This is a genomic window from Gordonia sp. IEGM753 (assembly GCF_050321825.1).
Taxonomy (GTDB): Bacteria; Pseudomonadota; Gammaproteobacteria; order Pseudomonadales; family Pseudomonadaceae; genus Aquipseudomonas.
The window spans coordinates 80,325-94,456 of sequence record NZ_JBNQGB010000007.1 but is presented as its reverse complement, the minus strand read 5'-3'; the positions used below and the strand labels follow the sequence as shown (position 1 = coordinate 94,456).

Genomic DNA, 14,132 nt, shown 5'->3' with positions numbered 1-14,132 from the left:
GATCATTGGGAGAGAAAGTTCAATCGATAGACGCCGATGAAGTTGGGGTTGGCTGCGTCGGGTATCCATCGGGTGTCCTTCCATGTCATGAGTTGCTGCAGGCTTGCGGAACGCATGCCGTTGTCAGTCGGGGTTGTAGTACCGGTGTGATAGGCGATGTAACGGCCCATCCAGATCATCAGGTGTTGATCGTCGCCCTGATCGAAAAACATCAGGTCGCCGGGCCGGGCCTGAGCCAGATCGCGGCCTACCAGATGACTGTTGAACTGAATCAGTTTGATCGCGTTGACGTACGGTCCAACCTTGCCGCCGCCCTGCTGCCACTGCTGGGCGAAACCGCGTTGCGCCTCGCTTAATTGCAACTCCGGCGGCAGGTAGCGGTTGGACAGGCCATTGCTGCGCAGCCATTTGTCGTCATGTACTTTCAGTGCTTCGTTAGCGGCAAACCGTACCAGCCCCGCGCAGTCCTGCTGATACCAGCGCGGGCTCGGGCCTTGGGTCAGTTGCTCTTGAGCAATGCGCACGAACCAGGCACGAAATACCTGCGATTGCTGCACATCGAGTGGCGCAACGTCAGTGGCGAATACACGACTGCCGAGCAACATCGCCAGCAAGCCCAGACCTCGAATAAGTGCGGTCACAGGGCTTTCCATTCCAGCGGCAGCCATTGCCAGTGGCCGTCGGGCTCACTGCCTTCCGGCAACGTCAGCGCGTATTTGCCATAACCGCCGAGCGTGCGCAATTTGGGGATCAGGTAAGTTTGCGCGGCGTTGTAAAACACCGGTTCCATGTCTTGCGGCAGGCTGTCGAGGGTTTCCTGCTGCATCAGTTGCGCCATGGAGTCCGGGCCAAAGTAGACCGGCATCAGCAGGTCTTTAGGGACAACGTCAGCCATCGGCGGGAAGCGTTTGTCGAGAGTCCCCAACGCCTTGTCCACCAGTTTATCGTCAAGCGAAAACAGCAACGTCGAACCGTGGCGGGCCAGGCTCACTTTCATGAACGCCTTGCCGGTGATCGCGTCAGGGTCCTCGGCATCCTTGGCTTTGTAAGGGCCAAAGTTGGAGCTGACCTGACGCTGCCATTGATGATTTTCGCCTTCCTGTTTTTCGACTACCGGGAACGCACCCTCTTCAACGTTGGCCTCAAAGGCACCGACCATCGAGCCAAACAAACTGCCCAGGTCGCCGTCAAGTTTGGCGCTGTCCTTTTCATTCAGGCTGGCCACCAGCAGCGGCGTGTACAGCCGCGAATCCGCGTACCAGCACAGGCCCGCCGCGCCAGCCATGTGTTCGGTCAGGGCTTGGGCCACTTTTTCTTCGGCACCCAGTTTTACCAGCAACGGTTTTTGTTGCGCGGCTGCCAGCGGCAAGGCCACGCAGGCACTGGCGCCCATCGGCATGGCTTGCCAGATCGGCTTGAAATCAAAATCTGGCTGATTCTCCAGCTCATCCATGGCGAGGAAGCTGTGCCAGCCCTTGTCATCCATGTCGAAGCGCAGCCCGGCGAAGTTCGGGATAAAACGCTGATACCCCATGGCCAACACGCTGGAATTGACCGATAGACGCTGCTTCACTTCGGGCGCGCGCGGTGGCAGGCCGAACGCTTCAGGGAACAGTTTGTCGCCGTTGAGCAACGCGGCGATGGCCAGGGTCGAGACGCTGCCCGGCGCTTCCAATGCACCGTTTTGCGGATCGTAGAGCTTGGCCGGGTTAGACAGCACCACCAATTTGTCGCCATGGGAGGCAAACAGCAGCGCCTTGCTGGCGTTGTAGGTCAACTGATACAGCGCTACGTCGTCGGCGCCGACTTTAACCTCGCCGACCTTGCTCAGTTGCGTGTCATCCAGCGCTACTTTGGCCAACGGCTCCAACACCTTGGCCAGGCCACCGCGGTCCATCACCAACAGAAAATCCTTGAGACGGCCATCGGCTCCGCGCCATAGCGCCACGTCTGCCGGCTGATCAAACAATTGCTCGATCAGGCTGTCCTGCAACTTGAGGTCATGCTCGTAGATAATCCGCCGCAAACTGCCGATCAAACCGAGGCGATCAGCTTGCGCCTGGTAATAGAAGACGAAATCTTCGGTCAGGGTTTCCTTGAGGAACGGCACTGCCAACAAATCTTTGGGCAATTGGCTCAAGGAATGGGTTTCCAGCAAACCATCCGGCCGGCTCATGCCCAGTTTGTCACTGGCCAATTGCACTGCGGGCGCCTTGGGTTTGTGCATGAACCAACCCAAGCCGCCCGCCACACCCGCCACCAGGCACAACCCGATCAGCACCGCCGGCCAACGTCGTGGTGTTTTGGCAGCAGGTGTGTCGGCGGCCGGGGAAACTGTTTTATCGCTCATGTTCACAACGCCCAATTCATCCGTGGTGCGGGATGCTTAATAGTTGAAAGTCTTGACCAGCAACAGGTCACCGATGGCCCGTAGGGGCACGATGAAGGTCTCGCGTTTTTCGTCGACGGTGTTTTCATTGAGCACCAGATTGATTTGCGAGGTGATGACCTCGTTCTGGTTGCTGGTCTCATCGAAGTTATAGCCTTCGCTGCCGAAATTGCCCCAATAGTTGACGTAAACCAGATAGGTGCCATGCAGCGGCGCGGTCATGGTGAACATTTCCGGGCCAGGGCCATCAACGCCGTCCGGGTCGAGGCCGCCACCATTGGTCAACGCCGTATGCGCGAAAAAAGCATGCTGGCCGTCGGGAGTAATAATGTGCAGGTCGAGCTCGGCTTTCGGATCGTCCCAACCCAGCACCACACGAATTCGCGCCGGCGTGCGCAGATTGTTGGCTTCATAGAACTGGACTCGCTTGAGGGACTTGCCTTCGGCACTGCGCACTTCAACGCTGTTGGAACCGGCCCCAAACGCGTACGGCCGGGCGAAACGCCCCTGGTCGTCGGTATACAGGTTCAGCGGATTGCCGTTGACCGCCAACGTGTGCGGCCCGCGCTGCGTGCCAATGGCTTTGAGCTGGCCTTCGATCATCGTGCGATTGCGCTGTACGCCACGGTCGATGGGCGGCGTCGGGTAGGCGACCCGAGGGTTTTCACTGCGGTCCAGCAGGCCGTTGTAGCGCCAGCCGCCAACCGGCTCCGACAACTCGGCCGAAGGCCCGGCCCAGGCAGCGCAGGCCCAGACCAGCATTATCAGCAGTGAAAGAAACCAACGCATGTGACGCCTCCTGCCATGCATGACGAAACCTTGCGCCCGATCCTCGGCGCATCACAGTGCAAACACCTGTGTTTCGTCAGAAAGACCCGTGACTAATGGGCCGTAGAAGGCGCGAAGGTTAGCGATTTGACGGTTTTTAAACAATCAAATACGTCCTGATTTGTGGTGAGAATCACGAGGATTGTTGGGTGTGAGCCGATTAGCGGGGTTATTCGGCTCACGAAATGAGCCGAATAGGACTATTATTCGGCTCACCGCCCCTGGAGCACCCGAATTCATGGCACCTCACTGGATCTGGCTACAGCCAGACTGGCCGAACTTCAACTGGCAAGCCGAACGCTTGGCGCCGTTATTGCGCGAGTGTGTGCAGGCACACGGCCGGCTGATGGGCATGACCAGTTCTGTCGGCAGCTCACTCAATGCGCAGAGCGAACTGGACGCGCTATTACAGAATATCGTGACCTCTTCGGCAATCGAGGGTGAAACGCTGAATGTCGGCTCGGTTCGCTCCTCGCTGGCGCGGCGTTTGGGGCTGGAACAGCTCGATGGCGATCACGTCAGCCAAATTAGCGAAGGGCTGGCGCAGTTGATTCTCGATGCCACTCAGCACGCTGCGCAGCCCCTGACGCTGGAGCGCTTGCTGAGATGGCATGAATGGCTGTTTCCGGCCCCTGAATCGGACCTTGCTGCCCGGCCCATTCATGTCGGCGCATTGCGCGATGATGAGGCGATGCAAGTGGTTTCAGGGCGTCTCGACAGGCCGACTGTTCACTTCGAAGCACCGCCTCGCCTTGGCCTGCAGCAACAACTCGACACCTTCCTTGCGTGGTTTGAAGCCAGCCAATATCAGGACGGGCTCGATCCATTGCTGCGGGCCGGCATCGCGCATTTCTGGTTCGTTACCCTGCATCCCTTCGACGACGGCAATGGTCGTCTGACGCGCACGCTCACCGACTTGGCGCTGGCGCAGGGTGAGGCGCAGGCCGTTCGTTTCCATGCGATGTCGGCGAGCATTCTTGAGGATCGCGCGGGCTATTATCGAGTGTTGGAAAGCAGCCAGAAATCGACGACCGATATCACTGAATGGCTGGAGTGGTTCCTTAAAACCCTGTTGCGCAGCTTGCAGCAGGCCATGATCCGGATTGAATCCGTGCTGGGCAAGGCACGCTTCTGGCAGGCCCACCGGGGGTCGGCGTTGAAGGCAGAGCAGACCAAAGTGCTGAACCGCTTGCTGGATGGCGGTGAGCGGGGTTTCGAACAAGGAATCAGCGCGGCGCAGTATCAGGCTGTGGCGAAGGTATCCAAGGCGACGGCTACTCGTCATCTGGCTGAGCTAATGGAAAAGGGCTGTCTGAGGCGCCTTCCCGGTGGCGGCCGCAGTACGCGCTACCAGATCAGTTATCCGGATCAATTAACGCACTGACCTTCTGCAACACACTTACCTTTGGGATTGTGGCAATGCCACTGGAACAGGTCTGAAAGTGTTCGCTCATTTGCCCATAACCCCCATGTCTGCTAGTGTCGCGCCGGTTTAACGTCAACCGGAAATAGCCGCCATGGCCCGCAAAAAAGCTGCACTGGATTTCGAACAATCCCTCGCTGACCTGCAAACGCTGGTAGAGCGACTGGAGAACGGCGAATTGTCGCTGGAAGACTCGCTGACCGCTTTCGAGCAAGGCATTGGTCTGACCCGCGATTGCCAGGCAGCGCTGGCTCAGGCCGAGCAGAAAGTGCAAGTGCTGCTTGAGCGCGATGGAGAGTTGGCCGAGGAACCCTTCGACGCGGACCAGCCAGAATGATTGCAGCGTATTCGGCGACCAGCCAGGCCCGCGTCAATGCTGCACTGGAAACCCTGTTCAATGCGCCACGCCCGGAACTGGCAAGGCTTTACGAAGCCATGCGCTACAGCGTGATGAACGGCGGCAAACGCGTGCGTCCACTGCTGGCCTATGCGGCCTGCGAAGCGCTGGGCGGCAAGCCTGAACAAGCCAACGGCGCAGCCTGCGCGGTGGAGTTGATTCACGCGTATTCGCTGGTGCACGACGATTTGCCGGCAATGGACGATGACGACTTGCGTCGCGGCCAGCCAACCACCCATAAAAAATTCGATGAAGCCTGCGCCATTCTGGCCGGCGACGGCTTGCAGAGCCTGGCATTCAGTGCGCTGCTCGACCCACGCCTGAGCGGCACAGACGCTGACATCCGCCTGCTGATGGTCAGTGCATTGGCAGCGGCAGCGGGCCCGGCAGGTATGGTCGGCGGTCAAGCCATTGATTTGGGTTCGGTCGGTCTGAAACTCGATCAAAAAGCCCTCGAAACCATGCACCGGCACAAGACCGGCGCGCTGATCGAGGCCAGCGTCAAGCTCGGCGCCCTGGCCAGCGGCCGCGCCGAGAAAGATGAGTTGAAGTCCCTGCAGACCTACGCCCAAGCCATCGGCCTGGCGTTTCAGGTGCAGGACGACATTCTAGACGTCGAAAGTGATACCCAAACCCTCGGCAAACGCCAAGGCGCCGACATTGCCCGCGACAAGCCGACTTACCCGGCCCTGCTCGGCCTGGAGGCGGCCAAGGCTTACGCTTTGGAATTGCGCGATCAGGCCCTGCACGCGCTGCGACCGTTTGACGCGGCGGCAGAGCCTTTGCGCGATCTGGCCCGCTATATCGTCGAACGCCGCAGCTGACAGCGTATTCGCCAAAAAATAGCAACGCGTGGGCAGGGGGCGAAGCATCAGGTAAACTGCCGCCTCTTCTATACCTATAACGATTCGCCTGATGCCCACGACGTTTCATGAGATTCCCCGCAAGCGCCCGACCACGCCCCTGCTCGACCGCGCCAACACGCCGGACGGCCTGCGCCGGTTAGGCGAAGCCGAGCTGGAAACCCTGGCTGATGAGTTGCGCCTGGAATTGCTCTACACGGTCGGTCAGACCGGTGGGCATTTCGGTGCCGGCCTGGGCGTCATCGAGCTGACGATTGCGTTGCATTACGTCTTCGACACCCCGGACGACCGCGTCGTCTGGGACGTGGGTCATCAAGCCTATCCGCATAAAATCCTTACCGGCCGTCGCGAGCGCATGGGCACACTGCGCCAGAAGGACGGCATTGCTGCCTTCCCGCGCCGCTCCGAAAGCGAGTACGACACCTTTGGTGTAGGCCACTCCAGCACCTCGATCAGCGCTGCGCTGGGCATGGCCATTGCCGCCCGCCTGCAAAACAGTGATCGCAAGGCGATCGCCGTGATCGGCGACGGTGCATTGACCGCAGGCATGGCTTTCGAGGCGCTGAACCATGCGCCGGAAGTGAACGCCGACATGCTGGTCATTCTCAACGACAACGACATGTCGATTTCGCGCAACGTCGGTGGGCTATCGAACTACCTGGCGAAAATCCTTTCCAGCCGCACTTACGCGAGCATGCGCGAGGGCAGCAAAAAGGTGCTTTCACGCCTGCCTGGCGCCTGGGAAATCGCTCGTCGCACCGAAGAATACGCAAAAGGCATGCTGGTGCCCGGCACACTCTTCGAAGAGCTTGGCTGGAACTACATCGGCCCGATCGATGGCCACGACCTGCCAACACTGATCGCTACCTTGCGCAACATGCGTGATCTGAAAGGCCCGCAGTTCCTGCACATCGTCACCAAAAAAGGCAAAGGCTTCGCCCCGGCCGAAGTTGACCCGATTGGTTACCACGCCATCACCAAACTGGAACCAGTGGACGCTCCCGCCGCTGCGCCCAAGAAGGCCAGTGGGCCGAAATATTCCGGCGTGTTCGGTGAGTGGCTGTGCGACATGGCAGCGGCAGATCCACGTTTGGTCGGCATTACCCCGGCGATGAAGGAAGGCTCCGACCTGGTGGCCTTCAGCGAGCGTTTCCCGCTGCGCTATTTCGACGTGGCGATTGCCGAGCAACACGCGGTCACCCTCGCTGCCGGCATGGCCTGCGAAGGCGCCAAACCTGTGGTGGCGATTTATTCGACGTTCCTGCAGCGCGGTTACGATCAGCTTGTGCATGACGTGGCGGTGCAAAACCTCGACGTGCTGTTCGCCATCGACCGTGCAGGCCTGGTCGGCGAAGACGGCCCGACGCACGCGGGAAGTTTCGACCTGTCGTTTTTGCGTTGCATCCCCGGCATGCTGGTGATGACGCCTAGCGACGAAAACGAACTGCGCAAGATGCTGACCACCGGTTACCTGTACAGCGGCCCGGCGGCAGTGCGTTACCCGCGTGGTAACGGCCCGAATGCAACCATCGAAAAAGACCTGGAGCCGATCGAAATCGGCAAAGGCGTTGTACGCCGCCAGGGCAAAAAAGTGGCCTTGCTGGTATTCGGCGTGCAATTAGCCGAAGCGATGAAGGTTGCCGAAACGCTGGATGCGACCGTGGTTGACATGCGTTTCGTCAAACCACTGGATGAAGCGCTGGTGCGTGAAATCGCCAGCAGCCATGAGCTGCTGGTGACCGTCGAAGAAAACGCGGTCATGGGCGGCGCCGGTGGCGCAGTCAGCGAGTTCCTCGCGCGTGAAAACATTCTCAAATCGATACTGCACCTCGGCTTGCCCGACGTTTACGTCGAACACGCAAAACCGGCACAGATGCTGGCCGAATGCGGGCTGGATGAAGCCGGGATCGAGTCATCGGTACGCCAGCGTCTGCAACTCCTGAATATCTAAACGCGCCCCCTGTGGGAGCGAGCCTGCTCGCGATAACGGACTGTCAGTCGACTCAAATGTTGACTGACAGTCTGCTATCGCGAGCAGCTTTGCTCCCACATTTGATGTGTATACCCGTGAAATACCAATGGACTGTCGATGAACCTGTCCCGCCTCGCCTTGCCTTTCCTTCTGCTGCCAGCCAGCCCGCTATTGGCCGACACCTTCGAACGCGATCAAGCGCTAAAGCTGCCCGACGTGCTGATCAGCGCCAATCGCCAGGTTGAGGCACGCAATGACAGCAGCGCCGCCAACACCGTATTCACCCGCGATGACATTGATCGACTGCAACCTGGCAGCGTCACTGACCTTCTGCGCCGGGTGCCGGGCGTGCAAGTTGGGCAAACCGGCGGGCGCGGCAGTCTGCCGGGGATTTACATCCGAGGGACCAAATCGGCGCAGAGCCTGGTGCTGGTGGATGGTCAACGCATCGGCAACTCCACTTCCGGCGACAGCAACCTGCAACACATCAACATCGAACAGGTGGAGCGCGTAGAAGTGTTACGCGGTTCGCGTTCGGTCATTTACGGCAGCGATGCGATTGGCGGCGTGATTCAGATTTTCACCCGTCGAGGCGATGCAGGAGGCTTGCAACCTCGCCTGCATGTGGGTTTTGGCAGCAACCAGACATGGGAGCGCAGTCTCGGGCTGTCGGGCGGTGACGAGCAAACCCGTTTTAACCTCGGTGCCAGCCTCGATGAAACGGCGGGCATCAATCGCACCCATGAGTCGTATCCCAGCGACGGCGATCATGACGAATACCGCAACAAGTCGATCAGCCTGAGCCTGAGCCACGCGTTGAGCGATGACATCGAAATCGGCGCCAACCTGCTGGATAACCGAGGCAAGAGTGAATTCGACAACCCGTTCGGCCGCTTCGACATGGACACCTTCGAATCGGTCCAACAGCAGCCTTACAGTGACTTCGACGTCAGCAGCATCAGCAGTTACGTTGACGCCCGGGTTAACGATGCCTGGAACACCCGAATCGAATTCGGCCACAGCGAAAACCGCGAGAAGACTGTCGACAAACTGAGTGACGAACGCAGCGTGTTCAACACCTACCGCGATTCGGTGAACTGGCAGAACGACCTGACTCTCAGCGAGCGCAACAGCCTGATCATGGGTGGCGACTGGTACGAAGATCGTGTCAACAGCAGCACGCCTTTTGACGAAGACAGCCGCTGGAACCGCGCAGCGTTTATCCAACACCGTTATCGAGCCGACAGTTTCTCCACCGAACTCGGCCTGCGTCGCGACCAGAATCAGCAATTTGGCGGGCAAAACAGCTGGAGCGGCACCTTTACCCTGCCGCTGAACCCGGACAACGATGTCTTGCTGACGTACAGCGAAGGCTTTCGGGCGCCAACCTTCAACGACTTGTACTACCCGGACTTCAGCAACCCGGACTTGAAGCCAGAGACGTCGAAAAGCTACGAACTGCAATGGCGCAGCCAGTTGACTGCCAGCAGTCGACTGGAAACCTCGCTGTACCGTACAGACCTGAAAGACGCGATTATCTTCGGCAGCAACTCACGGCCGCAGAACGTGGCGTCAGCACGAATCAATGGAGTTGAAGCGGCGCTGAAACAAGAACTGTTCGGCTGGCAGAGTAATCTGGGGCTGGCGATCATCGACCCGCAAGATCGCAACAGCGGCCATACATTGGCCCGACGAGCACGACGAACGTTGAGCATGGACCTGGACCGACAGTTTGATCGGCTGGGCGTCGGTGCTAGCTGGCAGGCAGTCAGCAGCAGTTATGACGACGAGGCTAATCAGCAACCGCTAGGTGGTTACGCACTGTTGGGGCTGCGCAGCAGTTGGGAGCTGAACCGTGAGATCAAGCTTGAGCTGAAGGTCGATAACCTGCTGGATAAAGGTTACAGCCGGGCGCTGTACAGCTACGACGGCAGCCAGTACGGGTATCGCGAGGAAGGTCGGGCCTGGATGTTCGGGGTAACCTGGACGCCGGAAATATAAAAACTGGCGCAGTCACCCGTGGCGAGGGGATTCATCCCCTCGCCACGGGTCAACGTTCGGGGGCGATCAACTGGCACAGCTTGGCAGTCGCCTCGATCATCTGCCCGCTGGGCCGCTCCAGGCCTTTGTCCGCCACAAGCAGCAATCGGTCCTGCGCCACCGCTGCCACCTGCGGCCAGGCTTTCCAGGCATCGAGCTGCGATTGATCGCTGGCCAGAATCACTTGCGGATTGCGCTGCAACACTGCCTCCACGCTAATCTGCGGCGCCGGTAATGTCAGGTCGGCAAACACATTGCGGGCACCGCACACTTGCAGCGCATCACTGATGATTTGTCCGCCACCCACGGTGTACAACGGCCGATCCCAGACTTGGTAAAACACCCGCAACGGCTCTGCTCGTCGGTAGCGCTGGCGCAATGCATCCAGACGCTGACGCAAGTCTGCAGCCAATGAGGCACCCCGCTCCGCCCGCCCCAATTGCGCGGCAATCTCTTCGATTTGCGCCATCAGCTGTTGCAGGTTGTGCGGCTCGGCGACGTAGGTGGGAATGTTCAATCGTTTGAGTTGCTCGCGCTGAGCCGGCGCAACGCTGCCGGGCCAAAGCAGTAACAAATCAGGTTTGAGGCTAAGGAGCCGCTCCATGTCCAACTGGCCATAGCGCCCGACGGAAGGAAGGTCCTTGATTTCAGGCGGACGCTCACCCGCATCGAGCACGCCAACCAACAAATCGGCCGAACCCAGTTCAACTACGATTTCGGACAACGACGGCGCAAGGCTGACGACTCGCTCGACCGAGAAAGCCGAACCCGTGACGGCCAACAGCAAACCCGCCAGCCACAGACGAAGCATCAACCGAGTTGACGCGGGATACGGTAGAGGTAGAACAGCACCGTGGTCGACAGCGCCAACAGCACCAGTGGCACAGCTTCGAGGCCGACGAACACCGCCAGCGCACCGATCCAGGCAGGCAAACCTGCAGCCAGAAACGCCGTGCGACGCTTGGCGGCCAGGTTAATCCAGGCGGCAGGTTCTTCAGGCGTATCGAGGGCTTTTTGCGTGGCAATCAGGGCGTGCTTGTAGCCACCAAAAAACTTCAGGCTGACAAACATCGACGCCACACCTGCGATGAACAACGGCATCGCCAGCACCGGCACGATCGGCTCGCTCTGGCCAAAAACACCATTGATCACCAGCAGTGGCAACAAGGCCAGCGCCAGGTATTGCCACCAACTGACGGACAGTCGCCGCCGCACTTGCCCGCGAGTCACGCGCGGTCTGCCTCGCCCTGATGCTCGTTACCCATCATGTGGTCGAGCTTGCTGGCCTTGGTGGCCAGGTAGAGTTTGTTGTGCGGATTGTGGCCGGTGTGCAGCGGCACGCGCTCGGCAACCACGATGCCCATGTCGGTCAAAGCTTTGACCTTGCGTGGGTTGTTGGTCATCAACCGCAGCGATTTAACGCCCAGATGTTCGAGCATCGGCAAGCACATTGCGTAATCGCGCTGGTCAGCAGCGAAACCCAGACGTTCGTTGGCTTCCACGGTATCGGCGCCGCCGTCCTGCAGTTCATAAGCGCGGATCTTGTTCAGCAAACCAATGCCACGACCTTCCTGACGCAGGTAAAGCAGAACCCCACGGCCCTCGCGTGCGATGGCTTGCAACGCCGCTTCGAGTTGCGAACCGCAGTCGCAGCGCTGACTGAACAGAGCGTCGCCGGTCAGGCATTCAGAGTGCAACCGGCCGAGTACCGGGGCACCATCGTCAAACTCACCCAGGCTCAGCACAACGTGCTCGCGCCCGTTTTCTTCATCGAGAAAGCCGTGCATGGTGAATTGCGCAAAAGGTGTGGGCAGCTTGGAAGCGGCGACAAAAACGACAGGCACCGGTGTGCTCCTGATCAATAAGTACTGGAGATTCGCAGACGCGGCATTGTAACAGCAGCTTCCCGAAGACGCTTAGGCTGAATTATCGGCCATAACGATCAAAAAGTTTGATCACTGACCGGCAGGTTCGCCGCTGTCGCCAAATGGATAAGGTTGCTTCCAGCGCTCGAAGACCGGTTTCAACTGGCCGCTTTTCACCAGCAATTCCATGCGCTGATCAAACAATGCCATTAACCTGCGGGACTCCGGGTTATTGGCAAAGCACAGGTATAACGGCAACTCGGCAATGTGCGTACGACGGAACAGGGACGGGTCTTTGGCATGGCTGGCGACGTATTCGACTTCAGTCAGCGCATCAATGTAGAAGTCGGCCCGGTTGTGAAGCAGCATCGACAAAATCCCGGTGCGCCGGATGACTTCGTTGTAGCGAGTGACATTGGGCAGGTAAGACTGATACTTGTAGCCGCGCACCCAGGCCAACCTGTAGTTACCGATGGTTTGCGTGGTGGGCGCCGGAGTGCTGGCCAGGCCCAAGGCATAGATGTGATCGGTGTCGAAATTCCAGCGCGGGTACAGCAGATCGCTGACTTCATCACGATAACTGCCGACACACGCGTCAACTTCGCCACGTTGCGCCAAGCCGACGGAACGCATGTAGGGCTCGGTACGAATGTTGAGTTTGACGCCGACCGGCTCAAAAACCTCGCGCAGTACATCCCACGCGAGACCATGGCCATCAGCTGCGGTGTAGTCTTCCCAGTCTTCGCTGGCCAGGTAGATAACCGACGGCGGCGGCGCGTCTTGCGCGCGAACAACTGAACAGAACACCGTCAGAGCCAATAAAATCAACCAGCGTCGAGCCATCCATAGTCCTCCACCAAATCAATCAGGCGAACAGCCAAACCAGCCCTTGCATCGCCAGCCAGGCGAACACCCCGGCCAAAACGTCATCAAGCATGATGCCTACACCACCGTGAACATGCCGATCGATCCAGCGAATCGGCCACGGTTTGAGGATGTCGAAGAAACGAAACATCAAAAACCCGACCAGCAGCCAGTACCAACCTTCCGGCACCAGCCACAGCGTGATCCACATGCCGACCATTTCGTCCCAGACGATACCTTCGTGGTCGTGCACTCGCAAATCATCGGCTACCTTGCCGCACAGCCAGAAGCCGAACAGCATGGTGATGCCCAGCATCAGCCAGTAGCCCCAATCGGGCAGCATCTGCCACAACGGGATGAAGGGTAGCGCAACCAGCGAACCCCAAGTGCCCGGAGCCTTTGGCAAGGTGCCCGAACCGAAGCCGAATGCCAGAAAATGCCACGGATTGCGCCAGACCGATGGCGGTACGAATTCCGCCGGAACCTGCTTGGGATGATCTGTCACGGTGTCTCCCGAAAATGTTGGTAGCCCCGTGTTTGCGGGGTGATATCTTGCCCGTCGGCATCCAGCAGCACTACACCTTGGCCCTTCACGACCTGACCGACCACATGGATCGGCCAGCCGTCGGCCAGCATCGGCGCTAACTCGACGGACGGCAAGGTGAAGGCCAACACATAGTCGTCGCCACCGCTCAGGGCGGCCTCTTCGGCGCCCGACTGGCCGAGGAACGCCACTAATGCCGCCGATAAAGGCAGCTTACTCCGCTCAATCTGAATACCGACCTTCGAGGCGAGCGCAATGTGCCCGCAATCGGCGAGCAGGCCATCGGAGATATCCAGCGCTGACGTCGCTTTGCCACGAAGCGCCTGACCCAACGCCAATTGCGGCTGCGGTGACCAGTAATGAGCGACCAGCGGATCGGCGATGCTCGCTTCAGCAGTCCGCTGACCGAGAACAAGGCCCAACGCGCCAGCAGCATTGCCCAGTTCACCACCAACACACAGCAAATCACCGGGTTGCGCCCCGCTACGTGTCAGTGCCTGACCTGCCGGCACACGACCAAAAACGGTCACCGTCAGGCTCAACGGCCCGCGCGTGGTGTCACCGCCCACCAACGCCACACTGCAGCTTTGGGCCATGACGTTCAAACCACGGGCGTAGGCATCCAGCCAATCGGCGGTCACCGTCGGCAAGGTCAGGGCAAGGGTAAAGGCAATGGGAGTGGCGCCCATGGCCGCCAAATCACTGACCGCTACGGCCAGCGAGCGCTGGCCGAGCAGAAACGGGTCGCACGGGTCTGCGAAATGCACACCGGCAACCAGTGTGTCGGTAGAGATCGCCAACTGCTCCCCGGCGGGAACAGCGAGCAAGGCGCAATCGTCACCGATGCCCAGTGCAACGCCTTCGCCACCCTGCGCACAAGGCGCGGCGGCGAAGAAATTGCGGATCAGCTCAAACTCGCCCATGGCTGCGTGCCGACAGTACAAGCG

At 59.5% G+C, this 14,132-nt stretch carries 14 protein-coding genes; 5 read left to right on the top strand and 9 right to left on the bottom strand.

Going from position 1 to position 14,132, the window contains the following annotated elements; all coding sequences use genetic code 11:
• Positions 1 to 2: 2 nt before the first annotated feature.
• The 3 genes from ACQR3R_RS26090 to ACQR3R_RS26080 are packed head-to-tail and all read right to left on the bottom strand — an operon-like array spanning position 3 to position 3,178.
• The gene (locus ACQR3R_RS26090) at positions 3 to 641 is read right to left on the bottom strand and encodes a DUF1175 family protein (RefSeq protein WP_428276801.1); all 639 of its coding nucleotides are present in this window, start codon (positions 639 to 641) and stop codon (positions 3 to 5) included.
• On the bottom strand, positions 638 to 2,350 hold the full coding sequence (locus ACQR3R_RS26085; RefSeq protein WP_428276799.1) for a DUF2138 family protein: 1,713 nt from the start codon (positions 2,348 to 2,350) through the stop codon (positions 638 to 640). The genes ACQR3R_RS26090 and ACQR3R_RS26085 overlap by 4 nt, the downstream gene beginning before the upstream one ends.
• 36 nt (positions 2,351 to 2,386) lie before the next feature.
• Complete coding sequence (locus ACQR3R_RS26080) at positions 2,387 to 3,178, bottom strand: DUF2135 domain-containing protein (RefSeq protein WP_428276797.1); 792 nt, start codon at positions 3,176 to 3,178, stop codon at positions 2,387 to 2,389.
• Between the two features lie 277 nt (positions 3,179 to 3,455).
• On the opposite strand from ACQR3R_RS26080, the gene ACQR3R_RS26075 reads away from it, so the two are divergent.
• From ACQR3R_RS26075 to ACQR3R_RS26055, 5 genes are all read left to right on the top strand, one after another.
• Entirely contained in the window at positions 3,456 to 4,601 is a 1,146-nt protein-coding gene (locus ACQR3R_RS26075) for a DUF4172 domain-containing protein (RefSeq protein ID WP_428276795.1), read from the top strand.
• Between the two features lie 133 nt (positions 4,602 to 4,734).
• Positions 4,735 to 4,977, top strand: a complete 243-nt coding sequence (locus ACQR3R_RS26070) for an exodeoxyribonuclease VII small subunit (protein WP_007894317.1) — start codon at positions 4,735 to 4,737, stop codon at positions 4,975 to 4,977.
• Positions 4,974 to 5,861, top strand: coding sequence for a (2E,6E)-farnesyl diphosphate synthase (ispA, locus tag ACQR3R_RS26065; RefSeq protein ID WP_428276793.1), 888 nt, complete (start codon positions 4,974 to 4,976; stop codon positions 5,859 to 5,861). Before ACQR3R_RS26070 ends, ispA begins: the two co-directional genes overlap by 4 nt.
• 91 nt (positions 5,862 to 5,952) lie before the next feature.
• Entirely contained in the window at positions 5,953 to 7,851 is a 1,899-nt protein-coding gene (gene dxs, locus ACQR3R_RS26060) for a 1-deoxy-D-xylulose-5-phosphate synthase (protein WP_428276791.1), read from the top strand.
• 138 nt (positions 7,852 to 7,989) lie between these two features.
• The gene (locus ACQR3R_RS26055) at positions 7,990 to 9,873 is read left to right on the top strand and encodes a TonB-dependent receptor domain-containing protein (protein ID WP_428276789.1); all 1,884 of its coding nucleotides are present in this window, start codon (positions 7,990 to 7,992) and stop codon (positions 9,871 to 9,873) included.
• A 49-nt stretch (positions 9,874 to 9,922) separates the two neighbouring features.
• Here ACQR3R_RS26055 and ACQR3R_RS26050 read toward each other — a convergent pair whose 3' ends face one another.
• From ACQR3R_RS26050 to thiL, 6 genes are all read right to left on the bottom strand, one after another.
• The gene (locus ACQR3R_RS26050; RefSeq protein WP_428276787.1) at positions 9,923 to 10,723 is read right to left on the bottom strand and encodes a helical backbone metal receptor; all 801 of its coding nucleotides are present in this window, start codon (positions 10,721 to 10,723) and stop codon (positions 9,923 to 9,925) included.
• A complete protein-coding gene (locus ACQR3R_RS26045; protein ID WP_428276785.1) occupies positions 10,723 to 11,142 on the bottom strand; it encodes a hypothetical protein in 420 nt (139 codons plus the stop codon). Before ACQR3R_RS26045 ends, ACQR3R_RS26050 begins: the two co-directional genes overlap by 1 nt.
• Positions 11,139 to 11,756: a GTP cyclohydrolase II gene (ribA, locus tag ACQR3R_RS26040; RefSeq protein ID WP_045057501.1), complete on the bottom strand. Its 618-nt coding sequence runs from the start codon at positions 11,754 to 11,756 to the stop codon at positions 11,139 to 11,141. Before ribA ends, ACQR3R_RS26045 begins: the two co-directional genes overlap by 4 nt.
• Positions 11,757 to 11,867: 111 nt before the next feature.
• A complete protein-coding gene (locus ACQR3R_RS26035) occupies positions 11,868 to 12,620 on the bottom strand; it encodes a substrate-binding periplasmic protein (RefSeq protein ID WP_428276783.1) in 753 nt (250 codons plus the stop codon).
• A 22-nt stretch (positions 12,621 to 12,642) separates the two neighbouring features.
• The gene (locus ACQR3R_RS26030; protein WP_428276781.1) at positions 12,643 to 13,146 is read right to left on the bottom strand and encodes a phosphatidylglycerophosphatase A; all 504 of its coding nucleotides are present in this window, start codon (positions 13,144 to 13,146) and stop codon (positions 12,643 to 12,645) included.
• The gene (gene thiL / locus ACQR3R_RS26025) at positions 13,143 to 14,108 is read right to left on the bottom strand and encodes a thiamine-phosphate kinase (protein WP_428276779.1); all 966 of its coding nucleotides are present in this window, start codon (positions 14,106 to 14,108) and stop codon (positions 13,143 to 13,145) included. Before thiL ends, ACQR3R_RS26030 begins: the two co-directional genes overlap by 4 nt.
• Positions 14,109 to 14,132: the final 24 nt, after the last annotated feature.